Origin of the sequence: Pseudomonas sp. p1(2021b) (assembly GCF_020151015.1) — a bacterium.
GTDB classification, from domain to species: Bacteria; Pseudomonadota; Gammaproteobacteria; order Pseudomonadales; family Pseudomonadaceae; genus Aquipseudomonas; species Aquipseudomonas putida_K.
Map to the genome: position 1 here is coordinate 62,960 of NZ_CP083746.1, position 21,648 is coordinate 84,607.

21 protein-coding genes are annotated in these 21,648 nt (G+C 64.7%); 11 read left to right on the top strand and 10 right to left on the bottom strand.

Going from position 1 to position 21,648, the window contains the following annotated elements; all coding sequences use genetic code 11:
* Nucleotides 1–5 precede the first annotated feature (5 nt).
* Both K8374_RS00300 and K8374_RS00305 read left to right on the top strand, forming a co-directional pair.
* Nucleotides 6–572, top strand: a complete 567-nt coding sequence (locus K8374_RS00300) for a cytochrome c oxidase assembly protein (RefSeq protein ID WP_224457523.1) — start codon at nucleotides 6–8, stop codon at nucleotides 570–572.
* A 16-nt stretch (nucleotides 573–588) separates the two neighbouring features.
* On the top strand, nucleotides 589–1,476 hold the full coding sequence (locus K8374_RS00305; protein ID WP_224457524.1) for a cytochrome c oxidase subunit 3: 888 nt from the start codon (nucleotides 589–591) through the stop codon (nucleotides 1,474–1,476).
* Nucleotides 1,477–1,660: 184 nt separating this feature from the next.
* Here the strand turns inward: K8374_RS00305 and K8374_RS00310 are convergent, their stop codons facing one another.
* Complete coding sequence (locus tag K8374_RS00310) at nucleotides 1,661–1,864, bottom strand: twin transmembrane helix small protein (protein ID WP_084855197.1); 204 nt, start codon at nucleotides 1,862–1,864, stop codon at nucleotides 1,661–1,663.
* A gap of 63 nt (nucleotides 1,865–1,927) precedes the next feature.
* On the opposite strand from K8374_RS00310, the gene K8374_RS00315 reads away from it, so the two are divergent.
* From K8374_RS00315 to K8374_RS00340, 6 genes are read left to right on the top strand one after another with little or no spacing between them, the layout of a single operon-like run.
* Nucleotides 1,928–2,671, top strand: coding sequence for an SURF1 family protein (locus K8374_RS00315; RefSeq protein ID WP_224457525.1), 744 nt, complete (start codon nucleotides 1,928–1,930; stop codon nucleotides 2,669–2,671).
* Nucleotides 2,637–3,221 (top strand): hypothetical protein, encoded by a 585-nt coding sequence (locus K8374_RS00320; protein WP_224457526.1) that lies wholly within the window; start codon nucleotides 2,637–2,639, stop codon nucleotides 3,219–3,221. The genes K8374_RS00315 and K8374_RS00320 overlap by 35 nt, the downstream gene beginning before the upstream one ends.
* Before the next feature lie 9 nt (nucleotides 3,222–3,230).
* Nucleotides 3,231–4,304 (top strand): COX15/CtaA family protein, encoded by a 1,074-nt coding sequence (locus tag K8374_RS00325; protein WP_224457527.1) that lies wholly within the window; start codon nucleotides 3,231–3,233, stop codon nucleotides 4,302–4,304.
* Nucleotides 4,289–5,188 carry a heme o synthase gene (cyoE, locus tag K8374_RS00330; RefSeq protein ID WP_224457528.1) on the top strand — a complete coding sequence of 300 codons (900 nt, stop codon included), beginning with the start codon at nucleotides 4,289–4,291 and terminating at the stop codon, nucleotides 5,186–5,188. The genes K8374_RS00325 and cyoE overlap by 16 nt, the downstream gene beginning before the upstream one ends.
* Nucleotides 5,185–5,817 carry an SCO family protein gene (locus tag K8374_RS00335; protein WP_224457529.1) on the top strand — a complete coding sequence of 211 codons (633 nt, stop codon included), beginning with the start codon at nucleotides 5,185–5,187 and terminating at the stop codon, nucleotides 5,815–5,817. The genes cyoE and K8374_RS00335 overlap by 4 nt, the downstream gene beginning before the upstream one ends.
* A 54-nt stretch (nucleotides 5,818–5,871) precedes the next feature.
* The gene (locus K8374_RS00340; RefSeq protein WP_224457530.1) at nucleotides 5,872–8,040 is read left to right on the top strand and encodes a M48 family metallopeptidase; all 2,169 of its coding nucleotides are present in this window, start codon (nucleotides 5,872–5,874) and stop codon (nucleotides 8,038–8,040) included.
* Nucleotides 8,041–8,424: 384 nt separating this feature from the next.
* Here the strand turns inward: K8374_RS00340 and K8374_RS00345 are convergent, their stop codons facing one another.
* From K8374_RS00345 to K8374_RS00355, 3 genes are all read right to left on the bottom strand, one after another.
* Nucleotides 8,425–9,195, bottom strand: a complete 771-nt coding sequence (locus K8374_RS00345) for a MetQ/NlpA family ABC transporter substrate-binding protein (RefSeq protein ID WP_224457531.1) — start codon at nucleotides 9,193–9,195, stop codon at nucleotides 8,425–8,427.
* 64 nt (nucleotides 9,196–9,259) lie between these two features.
* The gene (locus K8374_RS00350) at nucleotides 9,260–9,931 is read right to left on the bottom strand and encodes a methionine ABC transporter permease (protein WP_084855190.1); all 672 of its coding nucleotides are present in this window, start codon (nucleotides 9,929–9,931) and stop codon (nucleotides 9,260–9,262) included.
* Nucleotides 9,931–10,938, bottom strand: a complete 1,008-nt coding sequence (locus K8374_RS00355) for a methionine ABC transporter ATP-binding protein (protein ID WP_224457532.1) — start codon at nucleotides 10,936–10,938, stop codon at nucleotides 9,931–9,933. The genes K8374_RS00350 and K8374_RS00355 overlap by 1 nt, the downstream gene beginning before the upstream one ends.
* Nucleotides 10,939–11,160: 222 nt before the next feature.
* Here K8374_RS00355 and katE point away from each other — a divergent pair, with 222 nt between their 5' ends.
* Nucleotides 11,161–13,305 carry a catalase HPII gene (katE, locus tag K8374_RS00360; protein ID WP_224457533.1) on the top strand — a complete coding sequence of 715 codons (2,145 nt, stop codon included), beginning with the start codon at nucleotides 11,161–11,163 and terminating at the stop codon, nucleotides 13,303–13,305.
* A 176-nt stretch (nucleotides 13,306–13,481) separates the two neighbouring features.
* Here the strand turns inward: katE and K8374_RS00365 are convergent, their stop codons facing one another.
* The 4 genes from K8374_RS00365 to zur all read right to left on the bottom strand — a co-directional run bounded on the left by K8374_RS00365 (nucleotide 13,482) and on the right by zur (nucleotide 16,347).
* Nucleotides 13,482–14,186, bottom strand: a complete 705-nt coding sequence (locus tag K8374_RS00365) for a PA5502 family lipoprotein (protein WP_224457534.1) — start codon at nucleotides 14,184–14,186, stop codon at nucleotides 13,482–13,484.
* A 130-nt stretch (nucleotides 14,187–14,316) separates the two neighbouring features.
* A complete protein-coding gene (znuB, locus tag K8374_RS00370; protein WP_084855186.1) occupies nucleotides 14,317–15,099 on the bottom strand; it encodes a zinc ABC transporter permease subunit ZnuB in 783 nt (260 codons plus the stop codon).
* Nucleotides 15,092–15,865, bottom strand: a complete 774-nt coding sequence (gene znuC / locus K8374_RS00375; RefSeq protein WP_084855185.1) for a zinc ABC transporter ATP-binding protein ZnuC — start codon at nucleotides 15,863–15,865, stop codon at nucleotides 15,092–15,094. The genes znuB and znuC overlap by 8 nt, the downstream gene beginning before the upstream one ends.
* Nucleotides 15,862–16,347: a zinc uptake transcriptional repressor Zur gene (gene zur / locus K8374_RS00380; protein WP_224457535.1), complete on the bottom strand. Its 486-nt coding sequence runs from the start codon at nucleotides 16,345–16,347 to the stop codon at nucleotides 15,862–15,864. The genes znuC and zur overlap by 4 nt, the downstream gene beginning before the upstream one ends.
* 18 nt (nucleotides 16,348–16,365) lie before the next feature.
* On the opposite strand from zur, the gene K8374_RS00385 reads away from it, so the two are divergent.
* Nucleotides 16,366–17,319 carry a zinc ABC transporter substrate-binding protein gene (locus K8374_RS00385; RefSeq protein WP_224457536.1) on the top strand — a complete coding sequence of 318 codons (954 nt, stop codon included), beginning with the start codon at nucleotides 16,366–16,368 and terminating at the stop codon, nucleotides 17,317–17,319.
* Between the two features lie 105 nt (nucleotides 17,320–17,424).
* On the opposite strand, the gene K8374_RS00390 is transcribed toward K8374_RS00385, so the two are convergent.
* On the bottom strand, nucleotides 17,425–18,375 hold the full coding sequence (locus K8374_RS00390) for a homoserine kinase (protein WP_224457537.1): 951 nt from the start codon (nucleotides 18,373–18,375) through the stop codon (nucleotides 17,425–17,427).
* 69 nt (nucleotides 18,376–18,444) lie between these two features.
* The gene (locus K8374_RS00395) at nucleotides 18,445–18,732 is read right to left on the bottom strand and encodes a DUF2782 domain-containing protein (RefSeq protein WP_043207720.1); all 288 of its coding nucleotides are present in this window, start codon (nucleotides 18,730–18,732) and stop codon (nucleotides 18,445–18,447) included.
* A gap of 75 nt (nucleotides 18,733–18,807) precedes the next feature.
* Between K8374_RS00395 and polA the strand changes: the two genes are divergently transcribed.
* Nucleotides 18,808–21,573: a DNA polymerase I gene (gene polA, locus K8374_RS00400; RefSeq protein WP_224457538.1), complete on the top strand. Its 2,766-nt coding sequence runs from the start codon at nucleotides 18,808–18,810 to the stop codon at nucleotides 21,571–21,573.
* Nucleotides 21,574–21,648 lie beyond the last annotated feature (75 nt).

Genomic DNA, 21,648 nt, shown 5'->3' on the forward strand with positions numbered 1-21,648 from the left:
GGGCTATGAACGGCCTCTCGCTCAAGCGCCTGGTCACGCGCCTGTTGATGCTGACGGTGGTGATGTTCGCCTTCGGCTTCGCCCTGGTGCCGATCTACGACGTGATGTGCAAGGCGTTCGGCATCAACGGCAAGACCGGCGGGCAGTACGAGGGCAGCCAGGTCAGCGACCTGACGCGCACGGTGCGGGTGCAGTTCATGTCGACCAATGCCAGCGACATGGTCTGGGAGTTCCATTCCACCGCCGACCAGTTGGAAGTCAACCCGGGAGCGGTCAACCAGATGGTTTTCATCGCCCGCAACCCGACCGACAAGCCCATGAGCGCCCAGGCGATCCCCAGCATCACCCCGGCCGAGGCCGCGGCGTACTTCCACAAGACCGAATGCTTCTGCTTCACCCAGCAGGTGCTGCAGCCTGGCGAACGCATCGAGATGCCGGTGCGGTTCATCGTCGACCGCGACCTGCCGGCCAGTGTGAAGCACCTGACACTGGCCTACACCTTGTTCGACATCACCGCTCGCCACCCGCCGGTCGCCCATGTCGCGGCCCAGGACGACCAGGGCGCCCGTTAAGGGAAGGAGAACAGCAATGGCAAGTCACGAGCACTACTACGTCCCGGCGCAGAGCAAGTGGCCGATCATCGCGACGATCGGCATGTTCATCACGGTGTTCGGCCTGGGTACCTGGTTCAACGACCTCAAGGCCGGCCACCCCGAGTCCCATGGGCCGCTGATCTTCTTCATCGGTGCGCTGTTCCTGGCCTACATGCTGTTCGGCTGGTTCGGTGCGGTGGTCAAGGAGAGCCGTGCCGGGCTGTACAGCGCACAGATGGACCGCTCGTTCCGCTGGGGCATGAGCTGGTTCATCTTCTCCGAGGTGATGTTCTTCCTGGCGTTCTTCGGCGCGCTGTTCTACGTACGGGTGCTGGCCGGACCCTGGCTGGGTGGCGAGGGGCACAAGGGCATCGCCCATATGCTCTGGCCGACGTTCGAGTTCGCCTGGCCGCTGCTGCACACGCCGGACCCGAAACTGTTCCCGCCACCGAAGGAAATCATCGACCCGTGGCACCTGCCGCTGATCAATACCATCCTGCTGGTCAGCTCCAGCGTGACCGTGACCATCGCCCACCATGCCCTGCGCAAGAACCATCGTGGGCCGCTGAAGCTGTGGCTTGGGCTGACCATCGTCCTGGGCCTGTCGTTCCTGGCACTGCAGGCCTACGAGTATCACGAGGCGTATACCAAGCTCGGGTTGACCCTGGGGTCGGGGATCTACGGGGCGACCTTTTTTATGCTCACGGGGTTCCACGGTGCCCACGTGACCCTGGGTACCTTGATATTGATCGTGATGTTCGTGCGGGTTTTACGGGGGCATTTCGACCCTGACAAGCACTTCGGCTTCGAGGCGGCCAGCTGGTATTGGCACTTCGTGGATGTGGTGTGGGTGGGGTTGTTCATCTTTGTGTATGTGCTCTGACCCCGACATTTCGGGGTCGCAGCGCGGCCTATGTGAAGACGACACGGCCCTCTGTAGGAGCGGCCTTGTGCCGCGAAAGGGGCGCGAAGCGGCCCTGGGGTTTGAGCTCGAATGCACGACTGGCTGGGGCTGCTACGCAGCCCTTTCGCGGCACGAGGCCGCTCCAGGGATGGCGATGTGGGGATTAGAAGGGGGCGTGGGAGACCAACTGGCCGCTGATCAGGCCCCAGGCCACCAGGGCGATGGTCAAGGTAGCCAGGGTGACACGCACGGTGAGGGCTTTGAGCAAGCGGGTCGACTGGTCGTCGTCCTTGACCAGGAACACCAGGCCGCTGAACAGGCTGGCGATGGTGGCCAACAGCATCAGGACAATCGCGGCCTTGAGCATGGCGAAACTCCGGGGGGATGCAGTGATGAACATCAGTATAGCGATCGGCCTGGCGAGGCTGTGGTGAGGCCGTTTCGCCCAGGCGTGGTACCGACCCTGGTGGTGCTCGCGCTACTGCCAGGGTTGATCGCGCTCGGCTGCTGGCAACTGGGGCGTGCCGACGAAAAGCGGGCCCTGCTGGCCATCCATGCCGAGCGCCGTGTCGAAGCGCCACTGGCCAGCGGTCAGCTGGCGCAGGTGCCTGACCCAGCCTACCGCCGCGTGCACCTGTACGGACGCTTCGACAGCGAGCACAGCCTGCTGCTGGACAACCGCATGCGCGATGGCCGGGCTGGCGTCGAGCTGCTGCAACCCTTCCATGACCAGGCGTCCGGGCTGTGGCTGCTGGTCAATCGCGGCTGGTTGCCCTGGCCGGACCGCCGCGAGCCTGTGCAATTCGACACACCCACCCAGACCCTGGCCCTCGAAGCCACGGTTTATGTCGCTCCCGGCGCCACCTTCCAGCTGCACCCCGACCCGGTGGGCGGCCAATGGCCGCACCTGTTGACGGCCATCGACCCGGCCCGGCTGTGGCAACAACTGGGGCGTGAAGGTTTCGCCCATGAACTGCGTCTGGAGCCAGGCCCCGCCAGCTATCGACTGGACTGGCCGGTGGTCGCCATGGGCCCGGAAAAGCACTTGGGCTACGCCGTGCAGTGGTTTGCCCTGGCCACGGCACTGGTGCTGCTCTTCCTCTATTTCGGCTGGCATGACAAGAAAAAGGAGAACGACCATGGGCGCCGCAACGAGTCCACTGGACATGCCTGAACGCGGCAAACCCCGTGCGCGCGGGCGTTTGCAACTGATGCTGATCCTGCTGGTGGTGCTGGGGCCGATGATTCTCGCCACCAGTATGTACAAGCTCAAGTTCTGGGTGCCGGATGGCCGCAGCTATCACGGCCAGATGATCGGCAACGGCCAGGGCCGCAGTGATATCGGTATCGACGCCCAGGAGACGCGCTGGCAACTGCTGGTCAGTGCGCCGTCGGCCTGTGCTGCGGATTGCCAGCAGCTGGTGTACCTGGCGCGGCAAATCCAGATCGGCCTGGGCCGGGATGCCGCCCGTGCCAGCCATGCACTGGCCACGGCGCAACCGTTGGCAGCCGACTACCAAGCCTTGCTCGGCCGTGAGTACCCGCAGTTGCAGCGCTATTCGCTGGATACCCAGCGCTACGGCCAGAGCGTCAGTGAGCCGGGCCCGCAGCTGTGGATCGTCGACCCCCACGGCAATCTGGTGCTGCGCTACGACGCCAAGGTCAACGGCAAGCATGTGCTCGACGACCTGCGGCACCTGCTCAAGCTGTCCAACATCGGCTAGGAGGCCCCCATGGCCAGACCCGGATACCGCCTCGCTGTGTTCGCCACCCTGCTGGCACTGCTGGTCGTCCTGCTCGGTGCCTATACTCGCCTCACCCACGCCGGCCTCGGCTGCCCGGACTGGCCGGGTTGCTACGGTTTCATCGGGGTGCCCAAGACCGAAGCGCAGCTTGCCCATGCCGAACTGCGCTTCCCGGACCATCCGGTTGAGCAGGCCAAGGGCTGGGCAGAGATGGTCCATCGCTATTTCGCTGGCACCCTGGCGGCGGTGATTGCACTGCTGGCGCTCCAGGCCGTGCGCCGCCATGCCCGCGATGGTCAGCCCTATCGCTTGCCGCTGCTGTTGCTCGGGGTGGTGCTCGCCCAGGCGGCGTTCGGCATGTGGACGGTCACGCTCAAGCTCTGGCCCCAGGTGGTCACGGCCCATCTGCTGGGGGGCTTTACCACGCTGAGTTTGTTGTTCCTGTTGTCGCTGCGCCTGTCCCGGGCCTTTGCGCCATTGCCCAAGCTGCCCTTGAGCCTGCGTCGGATCGCGGCGCTGGCCTTGCTGGTGGTGATCGGGCAGATCGCCCTGGGGGGCTGGGTCAGCGCCAACTACGCGGCGGTGGCCTGCATCGACCTGCCTACCTGCCATGGCCAGTGGTGGCCAGCGGCGGATTTCAGCAACGGTTTCCACCTGACCCAGCACGTAGGGCCCAACTACCTGGGCGGGCAGCTGGACAGCGATGCGCGTACGGCCATTCACATCAGCCACCGCCTCGGTGCCCTGATGGTGGTCGCGGTACTGTTGATGCTCAGCTGGAAACTGCATCGCAATGGCCTTACCGCGCTGGCGCGCCTGGTGTTGCTGGCGCTGGCTGTGCAGGTGGGCCTGGGCATCAGCAACATACTGCTGCACCTGCCCCTGGGCGTTGCGGTGGCGCACAACGCCGGTGGCGCCCTGCTGCTGCTATGCATGGTGCTGGTCAACTACCGCATCCGCGTGGTCGACAAGGTCCGCGTGGGCCATGGCTGGCGCTTGACACCGGTGGCTGGCGTGGCGATCACTCCACAGATGAGGCATGAGTCGTGCCGACGCTTCTAGATCAAGGCTGGCGACAGGCCAGCTGGCGCGACTACCTGGAGCTGACCAAGCCGAAGGTGGTGGTGCTGATGCTGATCACGTCCCTGGTGGGCATGTTCCTCGCCACCCGCGCCGGCGTGCCCTGGACCGTGCTGGTGTTCGGCAACCTCGGCATCGCGCTGTGCGCCGGCGGTGCCGCGGCGGTCAACCATGTAGTGGACCGGCGCATCGATGCACTGATGGCCCGCACCCACAAGCGCCCGCTGGCCGAAGGCCGGGTTGCGCCCATGCCCGCCTTGGCCTTCGCCCTGGTCCTGGCGCTGCTGGGCATGGCGTTGCTGCTGGTGTTCACCAATGCCCTGACCGCTTGGCTGACGCTGGGCTCGCTAGTCGGCTACGCCGTGATCTACACGGGCTTTCTCAAGCGGGCCACGCCGCAGAACATCGTCATCGGCGGCCTGGCAGGCGCGACGCCTCCCTTGTTGGGCTGGGTGGCCGTCAGTGGGCACGTCAGCGCCGAGCCGCTGCTGCTGGTGCTGATCATCTTCGCCTGGACGCCGCCGCATTTCTGGGCCTTGGCCATCCACCGCAAGGAAGAATACGCCAAGGCGGATATCCCCATGCTGCCGGTCACCCATGGCGAGCGCTACACCAAGCTGCATATCCTGCTCTATGCCTTCGTGCTGCTGGCGGTGAGCCTGCTGCCCTTCGTCATCCACATGAGCGGCCTGCTGTACCTGGCCTGTGCCCTGGCGCTTGGCCTGCGCTTTGTCCGTTGGGCCTGGGTGTTGTACCGTGGTACCCAGCCGCACGCTGCGATCGGCACCTTCAAGTACTCCATCGGGTACCTGTTCCTGCTGTTCATCGCGCTGCTCTTGGACCACTACCTGTTGCCGAGCCTATGACCCGAACCCAGAAAACCGTCTTTATCCTCGTCGCCGTGGTCGCCCTGATCCTTGGGCTGACCGTCAACAAGGTACTCAACGACCGCGGCCAGGCGAACCCGGCCGAGTTGATCGATGCCGGCATCATTCTCCTGCCGCAGAGCCGTACCGTGCCGGACGTGAAGATGACCGACCAGGACGGCCAGCCGGTGGCGCTGGACGCGCTCAAGGGCAAATGGTCGCTACTGTTCTTCGGCTACACCTACTGCCCGGACATCTGCCCGACCACCCTGGCCCAGCTGCGTCAGGTGAAGAGCGAGCTGCCCAAGGAGGCGGTCGACCGTCTGCGGGTGGTGCTGGTGAGCGTCGACCCGAACCGGGACACGCCGAACCAGCTCAAGCAGTACCTGGGATATTTCGACAAGGATTTCGTCGGGGTGACGGGGTCGATCGAGGATACCCAGGCGCTGGCCAACGCCTTGAGCATTCCGTTCATCCCGGCCGATACCAGCAAGCCTGGGTACACCGTGGATCACAGCGGCAACCTGGCGATCGTCGGGCCGGATGGGCGCCAGCGTGGGTTCATTCGTGCGCCGGTTAACAATCAGAAACTAGTGGCGCAACTGCCAGGGCTGCTCAAGCAGGACTGACATCCGCGGGTCGGTTAGGATAACCACCCGTCCAACTGGCATGGAGTGCCCTACATGACGTCGCGTGACAAACGCACCTTGGCCTGGCGCCTGGTCTTGCTGCCATTGCTGCTGATGGCCATGGCCATCTGGCAAGGCCAGCGTGCCGACGCCCACCGCAGCCTGCTGCTGGAAGAGCAGGCAAAGTTGCATGGCTTCATCGCCGATGTGACGTACATGGAAACGGTAAACGACAGGCGCCTCGTCGAATTCAACGGCAAGTCCCATGAGCCCTACGTCGCCCACAGCCTGGCCGTCAATTGGCTCGGGTACGTCGAGCGTGAGCTGGGCTTCGCGAAGGTCGGCACCTGGTTGCCGCATTTCTCCCTGCGCTTTTCGATCCTGCTGATACTGCTGGGGATAGCGTCGCTGCTGGCCTTCCACTGGGCCGGCAAGGCCGCGCTGCAGTCCAGGGACCGCCTGGTGCGGCTTTTCTTCACGCTCAGCCAGGTGCTGCCGGTGGTGCTGGTCGCTTGTATCCTGCTGCTGACGCTGACGGTCGTATTGGAGATCGGTTATGAGGCGCTGTGGCTGTTTGCCTTGCAGCCGACGTCGGCCGGTGTGATCAAGCTGCAGTTGCTGGTGGGGCTCCTGATGCTGGCGATGCTCTGGCCGTTGTATCGCCTGCCTGGCCAGTTGAAAGACATGCTGCAGCTGTTCAAGACCGAGCCCCATGACATCTACGGCGGCGAGCTCGCCGAGCAACAGGCCCCGGCGTTGTGGGCCCGGGTGCGGGGCCTGGCCAAGCAGTTGGATGCACTGGAGCCGGACAATATCGTGGTCGGCTTCCTCGACGGGTTCTATGTGACTTCCAGCGATGTGCTTCTGTACCCCGGCGAGCGACGCCTGCAGGGGCGTACCTTGTACCTGCCGTTGCCTTTGCTCGCGGTACTCAGTCGCAGTGAAAGCGATGCGGTGATCGCCCACGAACTGGCGCATTTCTCGGGCGAGGATACCGAGTACAGCATGCGCTTCATGCCCATCTATCAAGGCGCTGGGCGCAATATCGGCGTTGTCGGGGGGCACATGGAGGCTGGTATGCTGCAGGGCCTGCTGACACTGCCCGCGTATGCATTGGCGGTGCATTTCATGCAGCGTTTCGACTTTGCTGTCAGCCACTGGAGCCGTAAACGCGAGCTGCAGGCCGATGCCGCAGGCGCTCGGGTCGGTGGCCCGCAAGCCGTGGTGGACTCATTGGTGCGTATCAGCGCGCTGGAGCCGTTGATCGAGCAGCACCAGGCCGAGCTGTGCATGAAGCCCCAGGCGTGGCCCGAGGACCTGCTTGCTGCCACGCTCGAATATCTGGCCACCCAAGATATTTGCCTGTCGGACGACGAGCTGGCTGATGAATTGGCCCACCCCAGCGACAGCCACCCGCCCACCCGTCAGCGCATTCTGGCGCTGGGCCTGTCTGTCGAAAACGCCCGTGGCGGCGAGGCCCTGCGCCCGGTCGTGCCGGCGCAAGCGCTGGCCTGGCTTGCCGAGCAAGTGCCCGACCTGAACGCCCTGTCGCGGGCGTTGGGGGCCGCGATCGGCAGCCGCCTGCTGGAGCAGCGCAACGAGGTGCATGAGTATCTGCTGACCCGCGCCGAGGCTGTTACAGGTGACTGTATGCTCCACGAAGGTGCGCAGTGGCGCGGCCGGTTCCTGGTGGCCGTGGGCATTGCCTGCCTGGGCGCGGCGCTGTGGGTGCGCTTCGGGTCGCACGTTCAAGGAGGCAAGCCAGGGCTGGTCTCGTTCCTGAGCTTCTCGGCACTCTTTATCGTTGCCGTAGGCCTGTGGGCCGGTGTGCAGGGCTGGCGCATGGTCCGGCGCGCGGCCACCCCGGCGATGATCTTCACGCCACACTCCGTGCGGTTCGCCAATACCCCGGAGCCGATCCCGTTGCATCGGTTCGACCAGTACATGATCAAAGTCTCGCCCCGGCTGTCGGTGGGGCTCAAGTTGGCAGACGACGCACCGCTGCCGCTATTCAACAAGCGGCGCTTCTGGGAGCCGGATGCCAGGCTCGATGCCAAGACACGGTGGGTCAGCCTGGCGCTGGGCCGCTGGAGTATCGGCGGGAAAGGCCTGAAGGCCGGGGAATTGGCTGCGCTGGTCGAGCGCTATCTGGAAGCAGGGGCGGCGCGAGAGGCGCTACAAGCGTTCGAAGCGCCAACGGGCCCTACTGATGGGCAGAGTTAGCCAGCCTCTCTGGATACTTCTTGACGGGCCTGCTGCGCAGGCCATCGCCGCGCAAAGCCGCACACAGGGATTTTGCAAGCCTTGAGAGGGGCGCAATCTCGGTGGGAGCTGGCGACAGCCTGCGATGGGCTGCAAAGCAGCCCCAAGCTCTCAAACGGTGGAGCCCCTCCAGACTTATGGGGCCGCTTTGCGGCCCATCGCAGGCTCCGCCAGCTCCCACGAAGTAAGCGGAGTCTGGGCCGTATTTGCACGGCTGGGAAAACCAACCGAAGGCAATTTGAGTTAGTCCAGCACCATAGAATTTCCCATCAAGAGCGATGGCAAACCTGTAGGAGCGGGCTTGCCCCGCGATGGGGCCGCAAGGCGGCCCCTCTGGATAGCGGCTCAGAACGCCGGGATCACCGCACCTTTGTACTTCTCGGTGATGAACTGCTTCACCTCGGGCGAGTGCAGGGCATCGGCCAGTTTCTTCATGGCGGCGGAATCCTTGTTGTCCGGGCGGGCCACCAGGATGTTCACGTACGGCGAGTCGCTGCCTTCAATGACCAGGGCGTCTTTTTCCGGGTTCAGCTTGGCTTCCAGCGCATAGTTGGTGTTGATCAGCGCCAGGTCGACCTGGGTCAGTACGCGCGGGATGGTGGCCGCTTCCAGCTCGCGGAACTTCAGATTCTTGTCGTTACTGGTGATGTCTTTCACGGTCGACAGGATGTTCTTGTTGTCCTTGAGCTTGATCACGCCGGCCTTGTCCAGCAGCAACAGGGCACGGCCGCCGTTGGTGGCGTCGTTGGGGATGACCACGGTGGCGCCGGACGGCAGCTCGTCGAGCTTCTTGATCTTGCTGGAGTAGGCGCCCAGGGGCTCCAGGTGCACGCCGGTGACGCTCACCAGCTCGGTGCCCTTGGCTTTGTTGAATTCATCCAGGTACGGCTGGTGCTGGAAGAAGTTGGCGTCCAGGCGTTTTTCCGCAACCTGCACGTTGGGCTGGATGTAGTCGGTGAATTCCTTGACCTTCAGCTCCACGCCTTCCTTGGCCAATTGCGGCTTCACGAAGTTGAGGATCTCGGCGTGGGGTACCGGGGTGGCCGCGACGGTCAGGGATTCGGCGTTGGCCGAGAAGGCCGCGACAGCGGCGACAACAGCAAGCAGTTTCTTCATTGATCACTCCTTGTGAGGGCCGCGACGGCCCCCGAACGGGTCGGCCAGGCCGACCCCATTGGGGTTACTTACGGGAAAAATGCACCACCAGTTTGTCGCCGACGCTCTGCAGAACTTGAACCAGGATCAGCAGCAGCACCACGGTGACCACCATCACATCGGTCTGGAAGCGTTGGTAGCCGAAGCGGATGGCCAGGTCGCCCAGGCCGCCGGCACCGACCACACCAGCCATGGCGGTGTACGACACCAGGGTAATGGCGGTGACGGTGATGGCCGCAAAGATGCCCGGACGGGCCTCCGGCAGCAGGGCGCTCATGATGATCTGGCGCGTGGTGGCGCCCATCGACTGGGTGGCTTCGATGATGCCGCGGTCCACTTCACGCAGGGCCGTTTCCACCAGCCGCGCGAAGAACGGCGTGGCCCCTACCACCAAGGGTGGGATGGCACCGGCGACACCGAGCGAGGTGCCGGTGATAAGCACGGTGATCGGGATCATGACGATCAGCAGGATGATGAACGGCAGCGAGCGCAGGATGTTCACCACCAGCGACAGCAGCGCGTACACGCCCTTCTGTTCGAACATCTGCCGTGGGCCGCAGAGGAACAGCAGCACGCCCAGGGGCAGGCCCAGCAGCACGGTAAAGAACAGAGAGCCGAACAGCATGATCATGGTGTCGATGGTGGCCAGCCAGATTTCGGCCCAGTCGACGTTGGCGAAGAAATTCAGGGCGTCCATCAACGCAGTACCTCCATATGAACATCAGCTGCCTTGAAGCGCGCGAACGCCGCTTCCATGTCGCCGCCGGTGACGGCGAGCGTGAGCTGCCCATAGGGGACATCCTTGATGCGGTCGATACGCCCGGCCAGGATGCTGTAGTCCACACCTGTTTCGCGAGCCACGGTGCCCAGCAGCGGCGCATAGGTGGCGTCGCCCTGGAAGGTCAGGCGCACGATGCGGCCCGGCACATGGGCGAAGTCGTCGCGCTGCTCGCTTTCGTCGATCTGTTCGTCTTCCTGGACGAAGCGCTTGGTGGTCGGGTGCTGCGGGTGGAGGAACACATCGGCCACCGGGCCTTGCTCGACGATCTGCCCGGCATCCATCACCGCCACGCGGTCGCAGACCCGGCGGATCACGTCCATCTCATGGGTGATCAGCACGATGGTCAGTTTCAGCTCGCGGTTGATCTCGGCCAGCAACTGCAGGACCTGCCCGGTCGTCTGCGGGTCGAGCGCGCTGGTGGCCTCGTCGCACAGCAGGATCTTGGGGTTGGTGGACAGCGCGCGAGCGATGCCGACGCGTTGCTTCTGGCCGCCGGAGAGCTGGGCCGGGTACTTCTTCGCGTGGTCCGAAAGGCCCACGCGGGCCAGCAGTTCGACCACGCGCTTGTCGATCTCGGCGCGCGACAGCTCGCCAGCCAGGGTCAACGGCAGGGCCACGTTGTCGGCCACGGTCTTGGAGGCCAGCAGGTTGAAGTGCTGGAAGATCATCCCGACCTGCTGGCGGAAGCGGCGCAGCTGGTTGGCATCGAAGGCGGTGACGTCCTCGCCGTCGACGATGATCTTGCCGCCGGTGGGCGCTTCCAGGCGGTTGATCAGGCGCAGCAAGGTGCTCTTGCCGGCGCCGGAGTGCCCGATCAGGCCGAACACCTGGCCATTTTCGATGGCCAGGCTGGTCGGATTGAGGGCGGGAATATCCCTACCGCCGACGCGGTAGGTTTTGTGGACATTTTGAAACTCGATCACTGAGCGAACCTTGTGGGGCGCATGGAATTTGGGTCAGCGGTAAGCCGGGCCGCGCATTTTAGCCTGTTCCCATAGTTGTTCTTAGCATTTATTTCGACTTCAACCAATCCGTTGGGCATAACGCGACAACCGGTAATCCGATTGAACGCTCACGAACGGCTGCCAGTCACTACTTGAACGAGCCCGAACGGGCCGCCTGTAGACAGCTGAGGAGAGCCGACCATGTCCAGCAAGACCCCGGATTCGCCCAAGGAAAGCCAACTCGCGGGCACCCACACCCCCGATCGCGCCAACACCAACGCCAAGCTGCAAAGCCTGGAGGATGTACGCCGCGACGCCACCGGCCAGGCCTTGCGCACCAACCAGGGGGTGAAGATCGCCGACAACCAGAACACCCTGAAAGCCGGTGCGCGTGGGCCTTCGCTGCTCGAAGACTTCATCATGCGCGAGAAGATCACCCACTTCGACCATGAGCGCATACCCGAACGCATCGTCCATGCCCGCGGGACCGGCGCCCATGGCTACTTCCAGAGCTATGGCTGCCATGCGCAGCTGACCAAGGCCGGGTTCCTGCAGGACCCGGAAAAGATCACCCCGGTATTCGTGCGCTTCTCCACGGTACAAGGGCCGCGCGGCTCAGGCGATACGGTGCGCGACGTGCGTGGCTTCGCGGTGAAGTTCTACACCGACGAAGGCAATTTCGACCTGGTGGGCAACAACATGCCGGTGTTCTTCATCCAGGACGCGATCAAGTTTCCTGATTTCGTCCACGCGGTGAAGCCCGAGCCGCACAATGAGGTCCCCACCGGCGCTTCGGCCCACGACACGTTCTGGGACTTCGTCTCGCTGGTGCCGGAGTCGGCGCACATGGTGATGTGGGCGATGTCCGACCGCGCCATCCCCCGCAGCCTGCGGATGATGGAGGGCTTCGGCGTGCACACCTTCCGCCTGGTCAATGCCCAGGGCGAGGCGACCTTCGTCAAGTTCCACTGGAAGCCGCGCCAGGGCGTGCATTCGGTGCTCTGGGACGAAGCCCAGAAGCTTGGCGGCAAAGACCCCGACTTCCACCGCCGCGACCTGTGGGAAGCCATCGAGACCGGCGACTACCCCGAGTGGGAACTGGGCGTACAGATCGTCCCAGAAGCAGACGAACACGCATTCGACTTCGACCTGCTCGACCCGACCAAGATCATCCCCGAGGAGCTGGTGCCGGTGACGCCGCTGGGCAAGATGGTGCTCAACCGCAATCCGGACAACTTCTTCGCCGAAGTCGAGCAGGTGGCGTTCTGCCCGGGCCACATCGTGCCGGGCATCGACTTCACCAACGACCCGCTGCTGCAGGGCCGGTTGTTCTCCTATACCGACACCCAGCTCAGCCGCCTCGGTGGGCCGAACTTCCACGAAATCCCGATCAACCGGCCGATCGTGCCGAACCACAGCGGCCAGCGCGACGCCATGCACCGCATGACCATCGACAAAGGCCGAACCTCCTACGAGCCCAATTCCATCGATGGCGGCTGGCCCAAGGAAACGCCGCCGGCCGCACGTGATGGTGGCTTCGAGAGCTACCAGGAGCGCATCGATGCGCACAAGATCCGCCAGCGCAGCGACTCGTTCGGCGACCATTTCTCCCAGGCGCGCCTGTTCTTCCAGAGCATGAGCCCTACCGAGCAACAGCACATCATCAAGGCCTACAGCTTCGAGCTGGGCAAGGTGGAGCGCGAGGCCATCCGGGCCCGGGAAGTCAACGAAATCCTGGCCAATATCGACCTGAAGCTCGCCGCTGCGGTGGCCGCCAACCTGGGCCTGCCCGCACCCACGGCCGGTACCGTGCAGGTCAAGGGGCCAACGCCGGCGCAGTCTCCGGCCCTGAGCCAGATGAACCACCCCGGCAGTGTCGGCATCAAGGGGCGTAAGGTCGCCTTGCTGGTCGCCGAGGGTGTCGATGGTGCGGATGTCGATCGGCTGGTCAAGGCGTTCGAGGCCCAGAGTGCGCGCATCCTGGTACTGGGGCCGACCTCGGCGCCGGTCACCACCGCCCAGGGCCAGACGTTGCCGGTGGATGCCTCGATGGAAGGCATGCCGTCGGTGATGGTGGATGGCCTGTGGGTGCCGGCTGGCAAGGCGGCGTTGGAGGCGTTGGGCAAGAGCGGCCTGGCCAAGCATTACCTGCTCGAGGCCTACAAGCACCTCAAGCCCATGGGGTTGGCCAGGGATGGCAAGGCGCTGCTGGATGCGCTGGGGCTCAAGGAGGATGCTGGCTTGCTGTTGGGCGATGACCAGGCGGCGGTGGATGCCTTCGTGAAGGCGTTGGAGCAGCACCGGGTATGGGCGCGGGAGGCGATGGCCGAGGCGATTCCCGCATGAAGGCCAAGGCGACCCGCTTTCCATAGCGACCCCCAGCCCCTGTGGCGGACTTGACCCGCGATCAGGCCGGGCCCGATAACACCGTCGCCTGGCAAGGGCTGCGCCCTTGATCGCGGGACAAGCCCGCTACAAAGAGTGCGCAGGATCAGATGGGGCGCAAAGCGCCCCCGGATTCGTCAGGACCGATGCGGAACCAGCACCACCTGCGCTGGCAGCGCGCGCTGGATCTCATGCCGCTGCTTGAGCTCGAACCCGCTATCGAGCTTGTGCACACGCTTGTGCAGCAAGGTCTTGAGCCATGGCGCGTCGTCCTTGCGCGGTACCTGGAACACCACCTCGCACTGGTAGTTCACCACGTCGGCGGCGATGTCATCCAGCTGGCGGCGCATGGCGCGAATATCGGTGGTCTTCAAGGCCACCACGGTGCTGGGCGCGCTCGGGTCGAGCACGCGGGCCTTGGGCTTGGCCTCGGCCGCCTTCAGCGCAGCTTCTGCTTTCTCCAGCTCGGCCCTGCGTGCCTGGGCCACGGCATCGCCACCGGTGACCGCCGGTGCCTGAGGCATCAGCGCGCGCGCGCGGGCCAGTGCGACGGCGGCGGCATTGACGTCACCTTTTTGCAACACGATCTGGCTGCGCTGCAGGTAGGCTTCGGCCAGTTGGCGCTGGTAGGGCTCCAGGCGCGCATCACCGGGCGACTGGGCCTGCAGAGCTGCCAGCTGGTCTTCGGCGGTGGCCAACTCGTTGCTGGCGATACTCTGTTGCAATGCCTGCCAGGCATCGACCTGGGCCGGTGCGGCCGGTTCGGTCGGGGTACTGGAACAGGCTGCCAGGAACAGGGAAAACGCGGCAACAAGCAGAAAACGGGAGGCGAACGGCTTCATTCCTGCGACTCTCTATTTGCGCAAAAAGCGAGCAAGTCTACACCCAGGTGCGCACGCTCGAAAATAAGTCTTACAGACCCTTTACCCACGAAAAGGTTGCAGGTGTACCTGTGTGACCATCCTGAAATTTTCAGCGTTTGGGCAACGCCAGGCTCAGCAAGAATAGCACTGCGGCGCAGACCACGATCGACGGGCCGGCCGGGGTGTCCTTGAACCAGGACATGGCCAGGCCGCCGCAGACCGCGACGACGCCCAGCAGGCTGGCACCCAGGGCCATCTGTTCGGGCGAGCGGGCGTGACGTTGCGCCGCGGCCGCAGGAATGATCAGCAGCGAGGTGATCAGCAGCACGCCAACGATCTTCATGGCCACGGCGATCACCACGGCGATCAACAGCATCAGCGCCAGGCGCAGGCCGGTCACTGGCAGCCCCTCGACCATCGCCAGCTCCTCATGCACGGTCACTGCCAGCAACGGCCGCCACAGGGCGGCGAGCAGCAGCAGGACCAAGGCGCTGCCGCCCAGGATCCAGGCCAGGTCGGTGGGGCTGATGGCCAGAAGGTCGCCAAACAGGTAGGCCATCAGGTCGATGCGTACATCGCGCATGAAGCTCAGGGCCACCAGGCCCAGCGACAGGGTACTGGGTGCGAGGATGCCGAGCAGGGTGTCGGAGGCCAGGGGCTGGCGTTGCTGCAGGGTGACCAACAGGATGGCCAGCAGCAGGCAGCCGACGGTGACCGCCAGCGCCGGGCTGATGTCCAGCGCCAGGCCCAAGGCGACGCCGAGCAATGCGGCGTGGGACAGGGTATCGCCGAAATAGGCCATGCGCCGCCACACCACGAACGAACCCAGGGGGCCAGCCACCAGCGCCAGGGCCAGGCCTGCAAGCAAGGCGTAGAGAAGAAAATCAGCCATGCTTGCAGTGCTCTCCGTGAACATGGGTGCCGGGGGCTATCACCGAGCCGTGCAGGTCGTGGCGGTGATCGTGATGATGGTGGTAGACGGCCAGGCTCGGGGCGTTCTGGCCGAACAGCTCGACGAAGGCCGGATCGCCGCTGACCTGCTCCGGGTGGCCCGAACAGCACACATGGCGGTTCAGGCAGACCACTTGGTCGGTGGTGCTCATCACCAGGTGCAGGTCGTGGGATACCATCAGCACGCCGCAGCCATGGCGGTCGCGCAGACGGGTGATCAGGCTGTACAGCTCGGCCTGGCCGGCCACGTCGACGCCCTGCACGGGTTCGTCGAGCACCAGCAGCTCCGGTTCACGCAGCAGTGCACGGGCCAGCAGCACGCGTTGCATCTCGCCGCCGGAGATGGTCTGGATGGGGCTGTCGATGACCTGCTCGGCGCCCACTTCCTGCAACGCGGCCAGCGCTGCGGCGCGGTCGACACCCGGCACCAGGCGCAGGAAGCGCAGCACGGACAGCGGTAGGGTGGCATCCACCTGGATTTTCTGCGGCATGTAGCCGATGCGCAGCCGGGGTTTGCGCCAGACCTTGCCACGGTGGGGCTTGAGCAGGCCGAGCACGGCGCGTACCAACGTGGTCTTGCCGGCGCCATTGGGGCCGATCAGGGTCACGATCTGGCGCGGGGCTACCGACAGGTCGATGCTGTCGAGCACCGCCTCGCCGGCGAAGGTGACCCCGACCTGCTCGAGGCGGATCAGCGCGTCGCTCATGCTTGCCCCTGGCAGTTGCCACACAGGCCGACCACCTCGACGGTTTGCGTCTCGACGGTGAAGCCCACGCCCTTGGCGCTGCTGACGATGGCGTCGCTGATGCTCTCCTGCTCCAGCTCGATGGCTACGTGGCAGTGGCGGCAGATCAGGAACTGCCCCTGATGCGCGTGCTCGGGGTGGCTGCAGCCGATGAAGGCATTGAGCGAGGCGATGCGGTGTACCAGGCCATTCTCCAACAGGAAGTCCAGGGCGCGGTACACGGTTGGTGGTGCGGCGCGGCGGCCGTCCTGCTCGCTCAATACCGCGAGGATATCGTAGGCGCCCAGCGGTTTGTGGCTCTGCCAGACCAACTCCAGCACACGCCGGCGCAAGGCGGTCAGGCGCAGCCCTTGGCGGTTGCACAGGGTATCGGCTTCGGCCAACGCACTGTGGACGCAGTGGGAGTGATCGTGTGGACGGTTGGCCAGCGGCGTGATGGACATGGGCAGCGACGGTTCTGGATGGAGACGTTATTATGTTACTCCTTTCTGGCCCGCCGAGTATTCATCGTGTCCCGATTGCTAGCTCTTTTTGTCGCTTTCATCGCCTTCTCGGCCCATGCCGAGGTGCGCGTGCTGACCAGTATCAAGCCCTTGCAGCAGATCGCCGCGGCGGTCCAGGACGGGATGGGCAGCCCGGAAGTATTGCTCCCGCCTGGCGCTTCGCCGCATCACTACGCCTTGCGCCCTTCCGATGTGCGGCGTGTCGCCGAGGCCGACCTGCTGTACTGGATCGGCCCGGACATGGAAAGTTTCCTGCCTCGCGTGCTCACGGGTCGCAGCAAAGCAAGCGTGGCGGTGCAGTCGCTCGAAGGCATGCATTTGCGTCACTTCGGCGAAGGTGGCGAAGCCCATGAGGAAGACCACGACGACCATGACCATGACCATCGCCCGGGCAGCCTCGATGCGCACCTGTGGCTGGCGTCGGCCAATGCACGGGTGATCGCGGCGAAGATGGCCAGCGATATGGCTGCCGCCGACCCGGCCAATGCCGCCCGCTACCAGGCCAACCTCAAGGCCTTCGTCGCGCGCCTGGACGCCCTCGACCAGCGCTTGCAGGCCCGCGTCGCCGGCATCAAGGGCAAGCCCTACTTCGTGTTCCACGAGGCGTTCGACTACTTCGAGGCGGCCTATGGCCTGGCTCATGCCGGAGTGTTCAGCGTGGCCTCGGAAGTGCAGCCGGGCGCACAGCATGTCGCGGCCATGCGCAAACGCCTGCAGGCAGTGGGCAAGACCTGTGTGTTCAGCGAGCCACCGCTGCGTCCGCGCCTGGCCGAGACCCTGACGGCCGGCCTGCCGGTGCGGTTGGCCGAGCTCGATGCCCTGGGCGGGAACGACCCTGTGGATGCCAAGGGGTATGAGCGGTTGCTGGAGAAGCTGGGCAATGACCTGGCGGGGTGCCTGGAACAGCTGTAAATCGATGGAGACCTTTTCGCGAGTAAACTCGCTCCCACGGGGCTAGCGCACATTTCGAGGCTGGCGCTGTGGGGAGCGGGTTCACCCGCGAAGAAGCAGGCGAGGTCAGAGGGCGAACGGCAGGCTCAGCGCCACCTGCTGGCGCTGCGCCAGGCGCACTTCGAACTCGCTCGGGTCATGGATCATCACGTCCATCCCGGCGAACGCCTGGGCCGCGATCAGCCGCGACAGCCAGAATCGCACGCAACCTACGCGCAGCATGACCGGCCATAGCTCGGCCTCGGCAGCGGTGAACGGGCGCAGCGCTGCATAGGCTGCCAGCAGCGCCTGGGCGCGGGGCACGTCGATGCCGCCGGCCTCGTCCAGGCACCAGTCGTTCACGGTGATGGCGATGTCATACAGCATCGGGCCCGAGCAGGCGTTGTAGAAGTCGATCAAGCCTGTCAGGTGCGTGCCTTCGAACATCACGTTGTCGCGGAACAGGTCGGCATGCAGGTTGGCCCGTGGCAAGGCCAGGATCTGTGCCTTGTGCGCGGTGATTTCATCCAGTGCCGGCGTCAACAGCGCGGCCTGCGCCTGACTCAGGCCCGGCAGCAGCTGCGCACCGGAGGCCAGCATCCAGTCCAGGCCGCGGTCGGTGCGGCGTTCGATGATGCGCTCGCGGGTAGCCAGGTGAATGTGCGCCAGCAGCTCACCCACCTGGGCGCAATGCTGATTGTTCGGCGCCTTGATGTGCTTGCCCGACAGCCGCGGCTGCAGCAGCGCAGGCTTGCCGCACAGCTCGCGCAGGCCTTTGCCGTTGCGGTCGCGCACGGCATAGGGCACCGGCATGTCGGCATCGTGCAGCACGTCGAGCAGCTCGATGAAGAACGGCATGTCTTCGGCCGGCCCGCGCTCGATCAGTGTGAGGACGAATTCCCCTTGCTCCAGGCTGACGAAGAAATTGCTGTTCTCGGTACCGGCGGCGATGCCCTGGAAGTCGAGCAAGCGGCCCAGCTCGTATGGCGCCAGAAAGGTTTCCAGCTCAGGCCGGGTCACGGGGGTGAAGACTGACATGATGAAAAGAAGCCCATGCGGGCACTCCCACCCGGAAGTGCCTGGTTGATAAGAACGATACGCCTCAGATTACCACTCGAAGATCTTCCAGGACGGAATCAGCATGTCCGGCTGGTCGGAACGAATGAAATTACCTTCGGAGCCATCGGCGCGTACCAGGAAATAAGGCTTGCCGTGCTTGGGCGTCACCTTGATCGCATACAGGAAGCCGTTCTGCCGGTACTCCTGGATGGTTTTGTCGCCTTCCGTGCGAATGGTCACATCGGGATCAGCCGATGGGGCGTCTTCCGCCGCCAGGGTGACGACTGGCATGGTGGCCAACAGACCGAGCAGTAACAGGCGATTGAGTGTACGCATGATAACCTTGTCCCTTTGTCGTCAATTGTTCCCGCTATTCTAGCGCCGGACCTGCCGAAAAGGTTGATTCTCCTCATGAGCCAAGCGCCTCTCGTCCTGGTGGACGGTTCCTCCTACCTCTACCGCGCCTTCCATGCGCTGCCGCCGCTGACCACGTCCAAGGGCATGCCCACCGGTGCGGTCAAGGGCGTGCTGAACATGCTCAAGAGCCTGCGCAAGCAGTACCCGGACAGCCTGTTCGCGGTGGTCTTCGACGCCAAGGGTGGCACCTTCCGCGACGCCATGTTCGCCGAATACAAGGCCAACCGCCCCAGCATGCCTGACGACCTGCGGGTACAGATCGAGCCGTTGCATGCCAGCGTCAAGGCGCTGGGCTATCCACTGCTGTGCGTCGAAGGGGTCGAGGCCGACGACGTCATCGGCACCCTGGCGCGCAGCAGTGCGGCCCTGGGCCGACCGGTGGTCATCTCCACCGGTGACAAGGACATGGCGCAGCTGGTGGACGGGCACATTACCTTGGTCAACACCATGACCGGTAGCGTGCTGGACGTGGCTGGCGTGCACGAGAAATTTGGCGTCGGCCCGGAACACATCATCGACTTCCTGGCCTTGATGGGCGACAAGGTCGACAACATTCCCGGCGTACCTGGCGTAGGCGAGAAGACCGCGGTCGGCCTGCTGACCGGTATCGGCGGCGGCCTGAGCGAGCTGTACGCCAACCTGGACAAGGTGCCGGCCCTGCCGATCCGCGGCGCCAAGGGCCTGCCGGCCAAGCTCGAGGAACACCGTGACGCGGCGTTCCTGTCCTATGAGCTGGCGACCATCAAGGTCGATGTGCCGCTGGATATCGAGGTCGAGGCGCTGGTGTGCGGCGAGCCCGACCGTGAAGCCTTGCTGGCGCTGTATACCGAGATGGAGTTCAAGAGCTGGATCGCCGAGGTGCAGCGCGACGCCGCCCAGGCGGGCGAAGCCATTGCCCCGCTGGAAGCACCGCAGGCCAAGGTCGAACCCAAGTACGAGACGATCCTCGACCAGGCGCGCTTCGAGGTCTGGCTGGCCAAGCTGCGCCAGGCGCCGCTGTTCGCCTTCGACACCGAGACCACCAGCCTGGACGCCCAGCAGGCGAAACTGGTGGGCCTGTCGTTCGCGGTCGAGCCCCACGAAGCCGCCTATGTGCCGCTGGCTCATGACTACGAAGGCGCGCCTGCCCAGCTGGACCGTGACAGCGTGCTGCTGGCACTCAAGCCGCTGCTGGAAGACCCTGCCAAAGGCAAGATCGGCCAGAACGCCAAGTACGACATCAACATCCTGGCCAATTGCGCCATCGGTGGCGACCCGACCCAGGGCATCCAGATGCGGGGCGTGGCCTACGACACCATGCTCGAGTCCTACGTACTCGACTCCACCGCCACCCGCCACGACATGGACAGCCTGGCGCTCAAGTACCTGGATCACAGCACCATCGCCTTCGAGGACATCGCCGGCAAGGGTGCCAAGCAGCTGACCTTCAACCAGATCCCATTGGACAAAGCCGGCCCCTACGCTGCCGAGGACGCCGACATCACCCTGCGCCTGCACCATGCCCTGCAGGCACGCCTGGCCAAGACGCCCAGCGTGCAGCCGGTGTTGATGGACATCGAGATGCCGCTGGTGCCGGTGCTGGCCAAGATCGAGCGCCAGGGCGCACTGGTCGATGCTGCGTTGCTCAAGGTGCAGAGCACCGAGCTGGGCGTGAAGATGGCAGAGCTCGAGCGCACGGCCTTCGCCCTGGCGGGCGAGGAATTCAACCTGGGTTCGCCCAAGCAGCTTGGGGTGATCCTCTACGACAAGCTGGGCATGCCGGTGCTGAGCAAGACCGCCAAGGGCCAGCCCTCCACCGCCGAGGCCGTGCTCGCGGAGCTCGCCGAGCAGGACTACCCGCTGCCGACGGTTTTGATGGAGTACCGCTCCCTGAGCAAGCTCAAGAGCACCTACACCGACAAGCTGCCGGAGCAGATCAACCCGCGCACCGGGCGTATCCACACGTCCTACCAGCAGGCCGTGGCTGCCACCGGGCGTCTGTCTTCCAGCGACCCGAATCTGCAGAACATCCCGGTGCGCACGGCCGAGGGCCGGCGCATCCGCCAGGCATTCGTCGCCAGCCCCGGCTACAAGTTGCTGGCCGCCGACTATTCGCAGATCGAGCTGCGCATCATGGCCCACCTGGCCAAGGACGAAGGTTTGCTGCACGCCTTCCGCAACGACCTGGACGTGCACCGCGCCACCGCCGCCGAAGTCTTCGGCGTGCCGCTGGAGCAGGTGACCACCGACCAGCGCCGCAGCGCCAAGGCGATCAACTTCGGGCTCATCTATGGCATGAGCGCCTTCGGCCTGGCCAAGCAGATCGGCGTGGACCGCAAGCAGTCCCAGGACTATATCGATCGGTACTTCGCTCGCTACCCAGGCGTGCTGGCCTACATGGAACGTACCCGTGCCCAGGCCGCCGAGCAGGGCTTCGTCGAAACCCTCTTTGGCCGGCGCCTGTACCTGCCGGACATCAACGCGAAGAACCCGGCACTGCGCAAGGGTGCCGAGCGCACGGCGATCAACGCGCCGATGCAGGGCACCGCGGCGGACATCATCAAACGCGCCATGGTGGCAGTGGACACCTGGCTGACCGACAGCGGCCTGGATGCACGGGTGATCCTGCAGGTGCACGACGAACTGGTGCTGGAGGTGCGCGAGGACTTGGTCGAGCAGGTGAAGGAACAGATCCGCCCGTACATGAGCAACGCCGCGCAACTGGACGTTCCGCTGCTGGTGGAAGTAGGCGTTGGTTCGAATTGGGACGAAGCTCACTGAATCGGAGCCTGAAGGCAGGGTAGGATCTGCGATGTGGTGTCGTGGATCCGCGAAGGCTCAGTGCCAGGGGTTCTC

Bases quoted from the DNA above. Each gene is read 5' to 3' on its own strand.
- K8374_RS00300 (WP_224457523.1), top strand. From the start codon at position 6: ATGAACGGCCTCTCGCTCAAGCGCCTGGTCACGCGCCTGTTGATGCTG.
- K8374_RS00305 (WP_224457524.1), top strand. From the start codon at position 589: ATGGCAAGTCACGAGCACTACTACGTCCCGGCGCAGAGCAAGTGGCCG.
- K8374_RS00310 (WP_084855197.1), bottom strand. From the start codon at position 1,864: ATGCTCAAGGCCGCGATTGTCCTGATGCTGTTGGCCACCATCGCCAGC.
- K8374_RS00320 (WP_224457526.1), top strand. From the start codon at position 2,637: ATGGGCGCCGCAACGAGTCCACTGGACATGCCTGAACGCGGCAAACCC.
- K8374_RS00325 (WP_224457527.1), top strand. From the start codon at position 3,231: ATGGCCAGACCCGGATACCGCCTCGCTGTGTTCGCCACCCTGCTGGCA.
- K8374_RS00335 (WP_224457529.1), top strand. From the start codon at position 5,185: ATGACCCGAACCCAGAAAACCGTCTTTATCCTCGTCGCCGTGGTCGCC.
- K8374_RS00340 (WP_224457530.1), top strand. From the start codon at position 5,872: ATGACGTCGCGTGACAAACGCACCTTGGCCTGGCGCCTGGTCTTGCTG.
- K8374_RS00345 (WP_224457531.1), bottom strand. From the start codon at position 9,195: ATGAAGAAACTGCTTGCTGTTGTCGCCGCTGTCGCGGCCTTCTCGGCC.
- K8374_RS00350 (WP_084855190.1), bottom strand. From the start codon at position 9,931: ATGGACGCCCTGAATTTCTTCGCCAACGTCGACTGGGCCGAAATCTGG.
- katE (WP_224457533.1), top strand. From the start codon at position 11,161: ATGTCCAGCAAGACCCCGGATTCGCCCAAGGAAAGCCAACTCGCGGGC.
- K8374_RS00365 (WP_224457534.1), bottom strand. From the start codon at position 14,186: ATGAAGCCGTTCGCCTCCCGTTTTCTGCTTGTTGCCGCGTTTTCCCTG.
- znuB (WP_084855186.1), bottom strand. From the start codon at position 15,099: ATGGCTGATTTTCTTCTCTACGCCTTGCTTGCAGGCCTGGCCCTGGCG.
- znuC (WP_084855185.1), bottom strand. From the start codon at position 15,865: ATGAGCGACGCGCTGATCCGCCTCGAGCAGGTCGGGGTCACCTTCGCC.
- zur (WP_224457535.1), bottom strand. From the start codon at position 16,347: ATGTCCATCACGCCGCTGGCCAACCGTCCACACGATCACTCCCACTGC.
- K8374_RS00385 (WP_224457536.1), top strand. From the start codon at position 16,366: ATGGAGACGTTATTATGTTACTCCTTTCTGGCCCGCCGAGTATTCATC.
- K8374_RS00390 (WP_224457537.1), bottom strand. From the start codon at position 18,375: ATGTCAGTCTTCACCCCCGTGACCCGGCCTGAGCTGGAAACCTTTCTG.
- K8374_RS00395 (WP_043207720.1), bottom strand. From the start codon at position 18,732: ATGCGTACACTCAATCGCCTGTTACTGCTCGGTCTGTTGGCCACCATG.
- polA (WP_224457538.1), top strand. From the start codon at position 18,808: ATGAGCCAAGCGCCTCTCGTCCTGGTGGACGGTTCCTCCTACCTCTAC.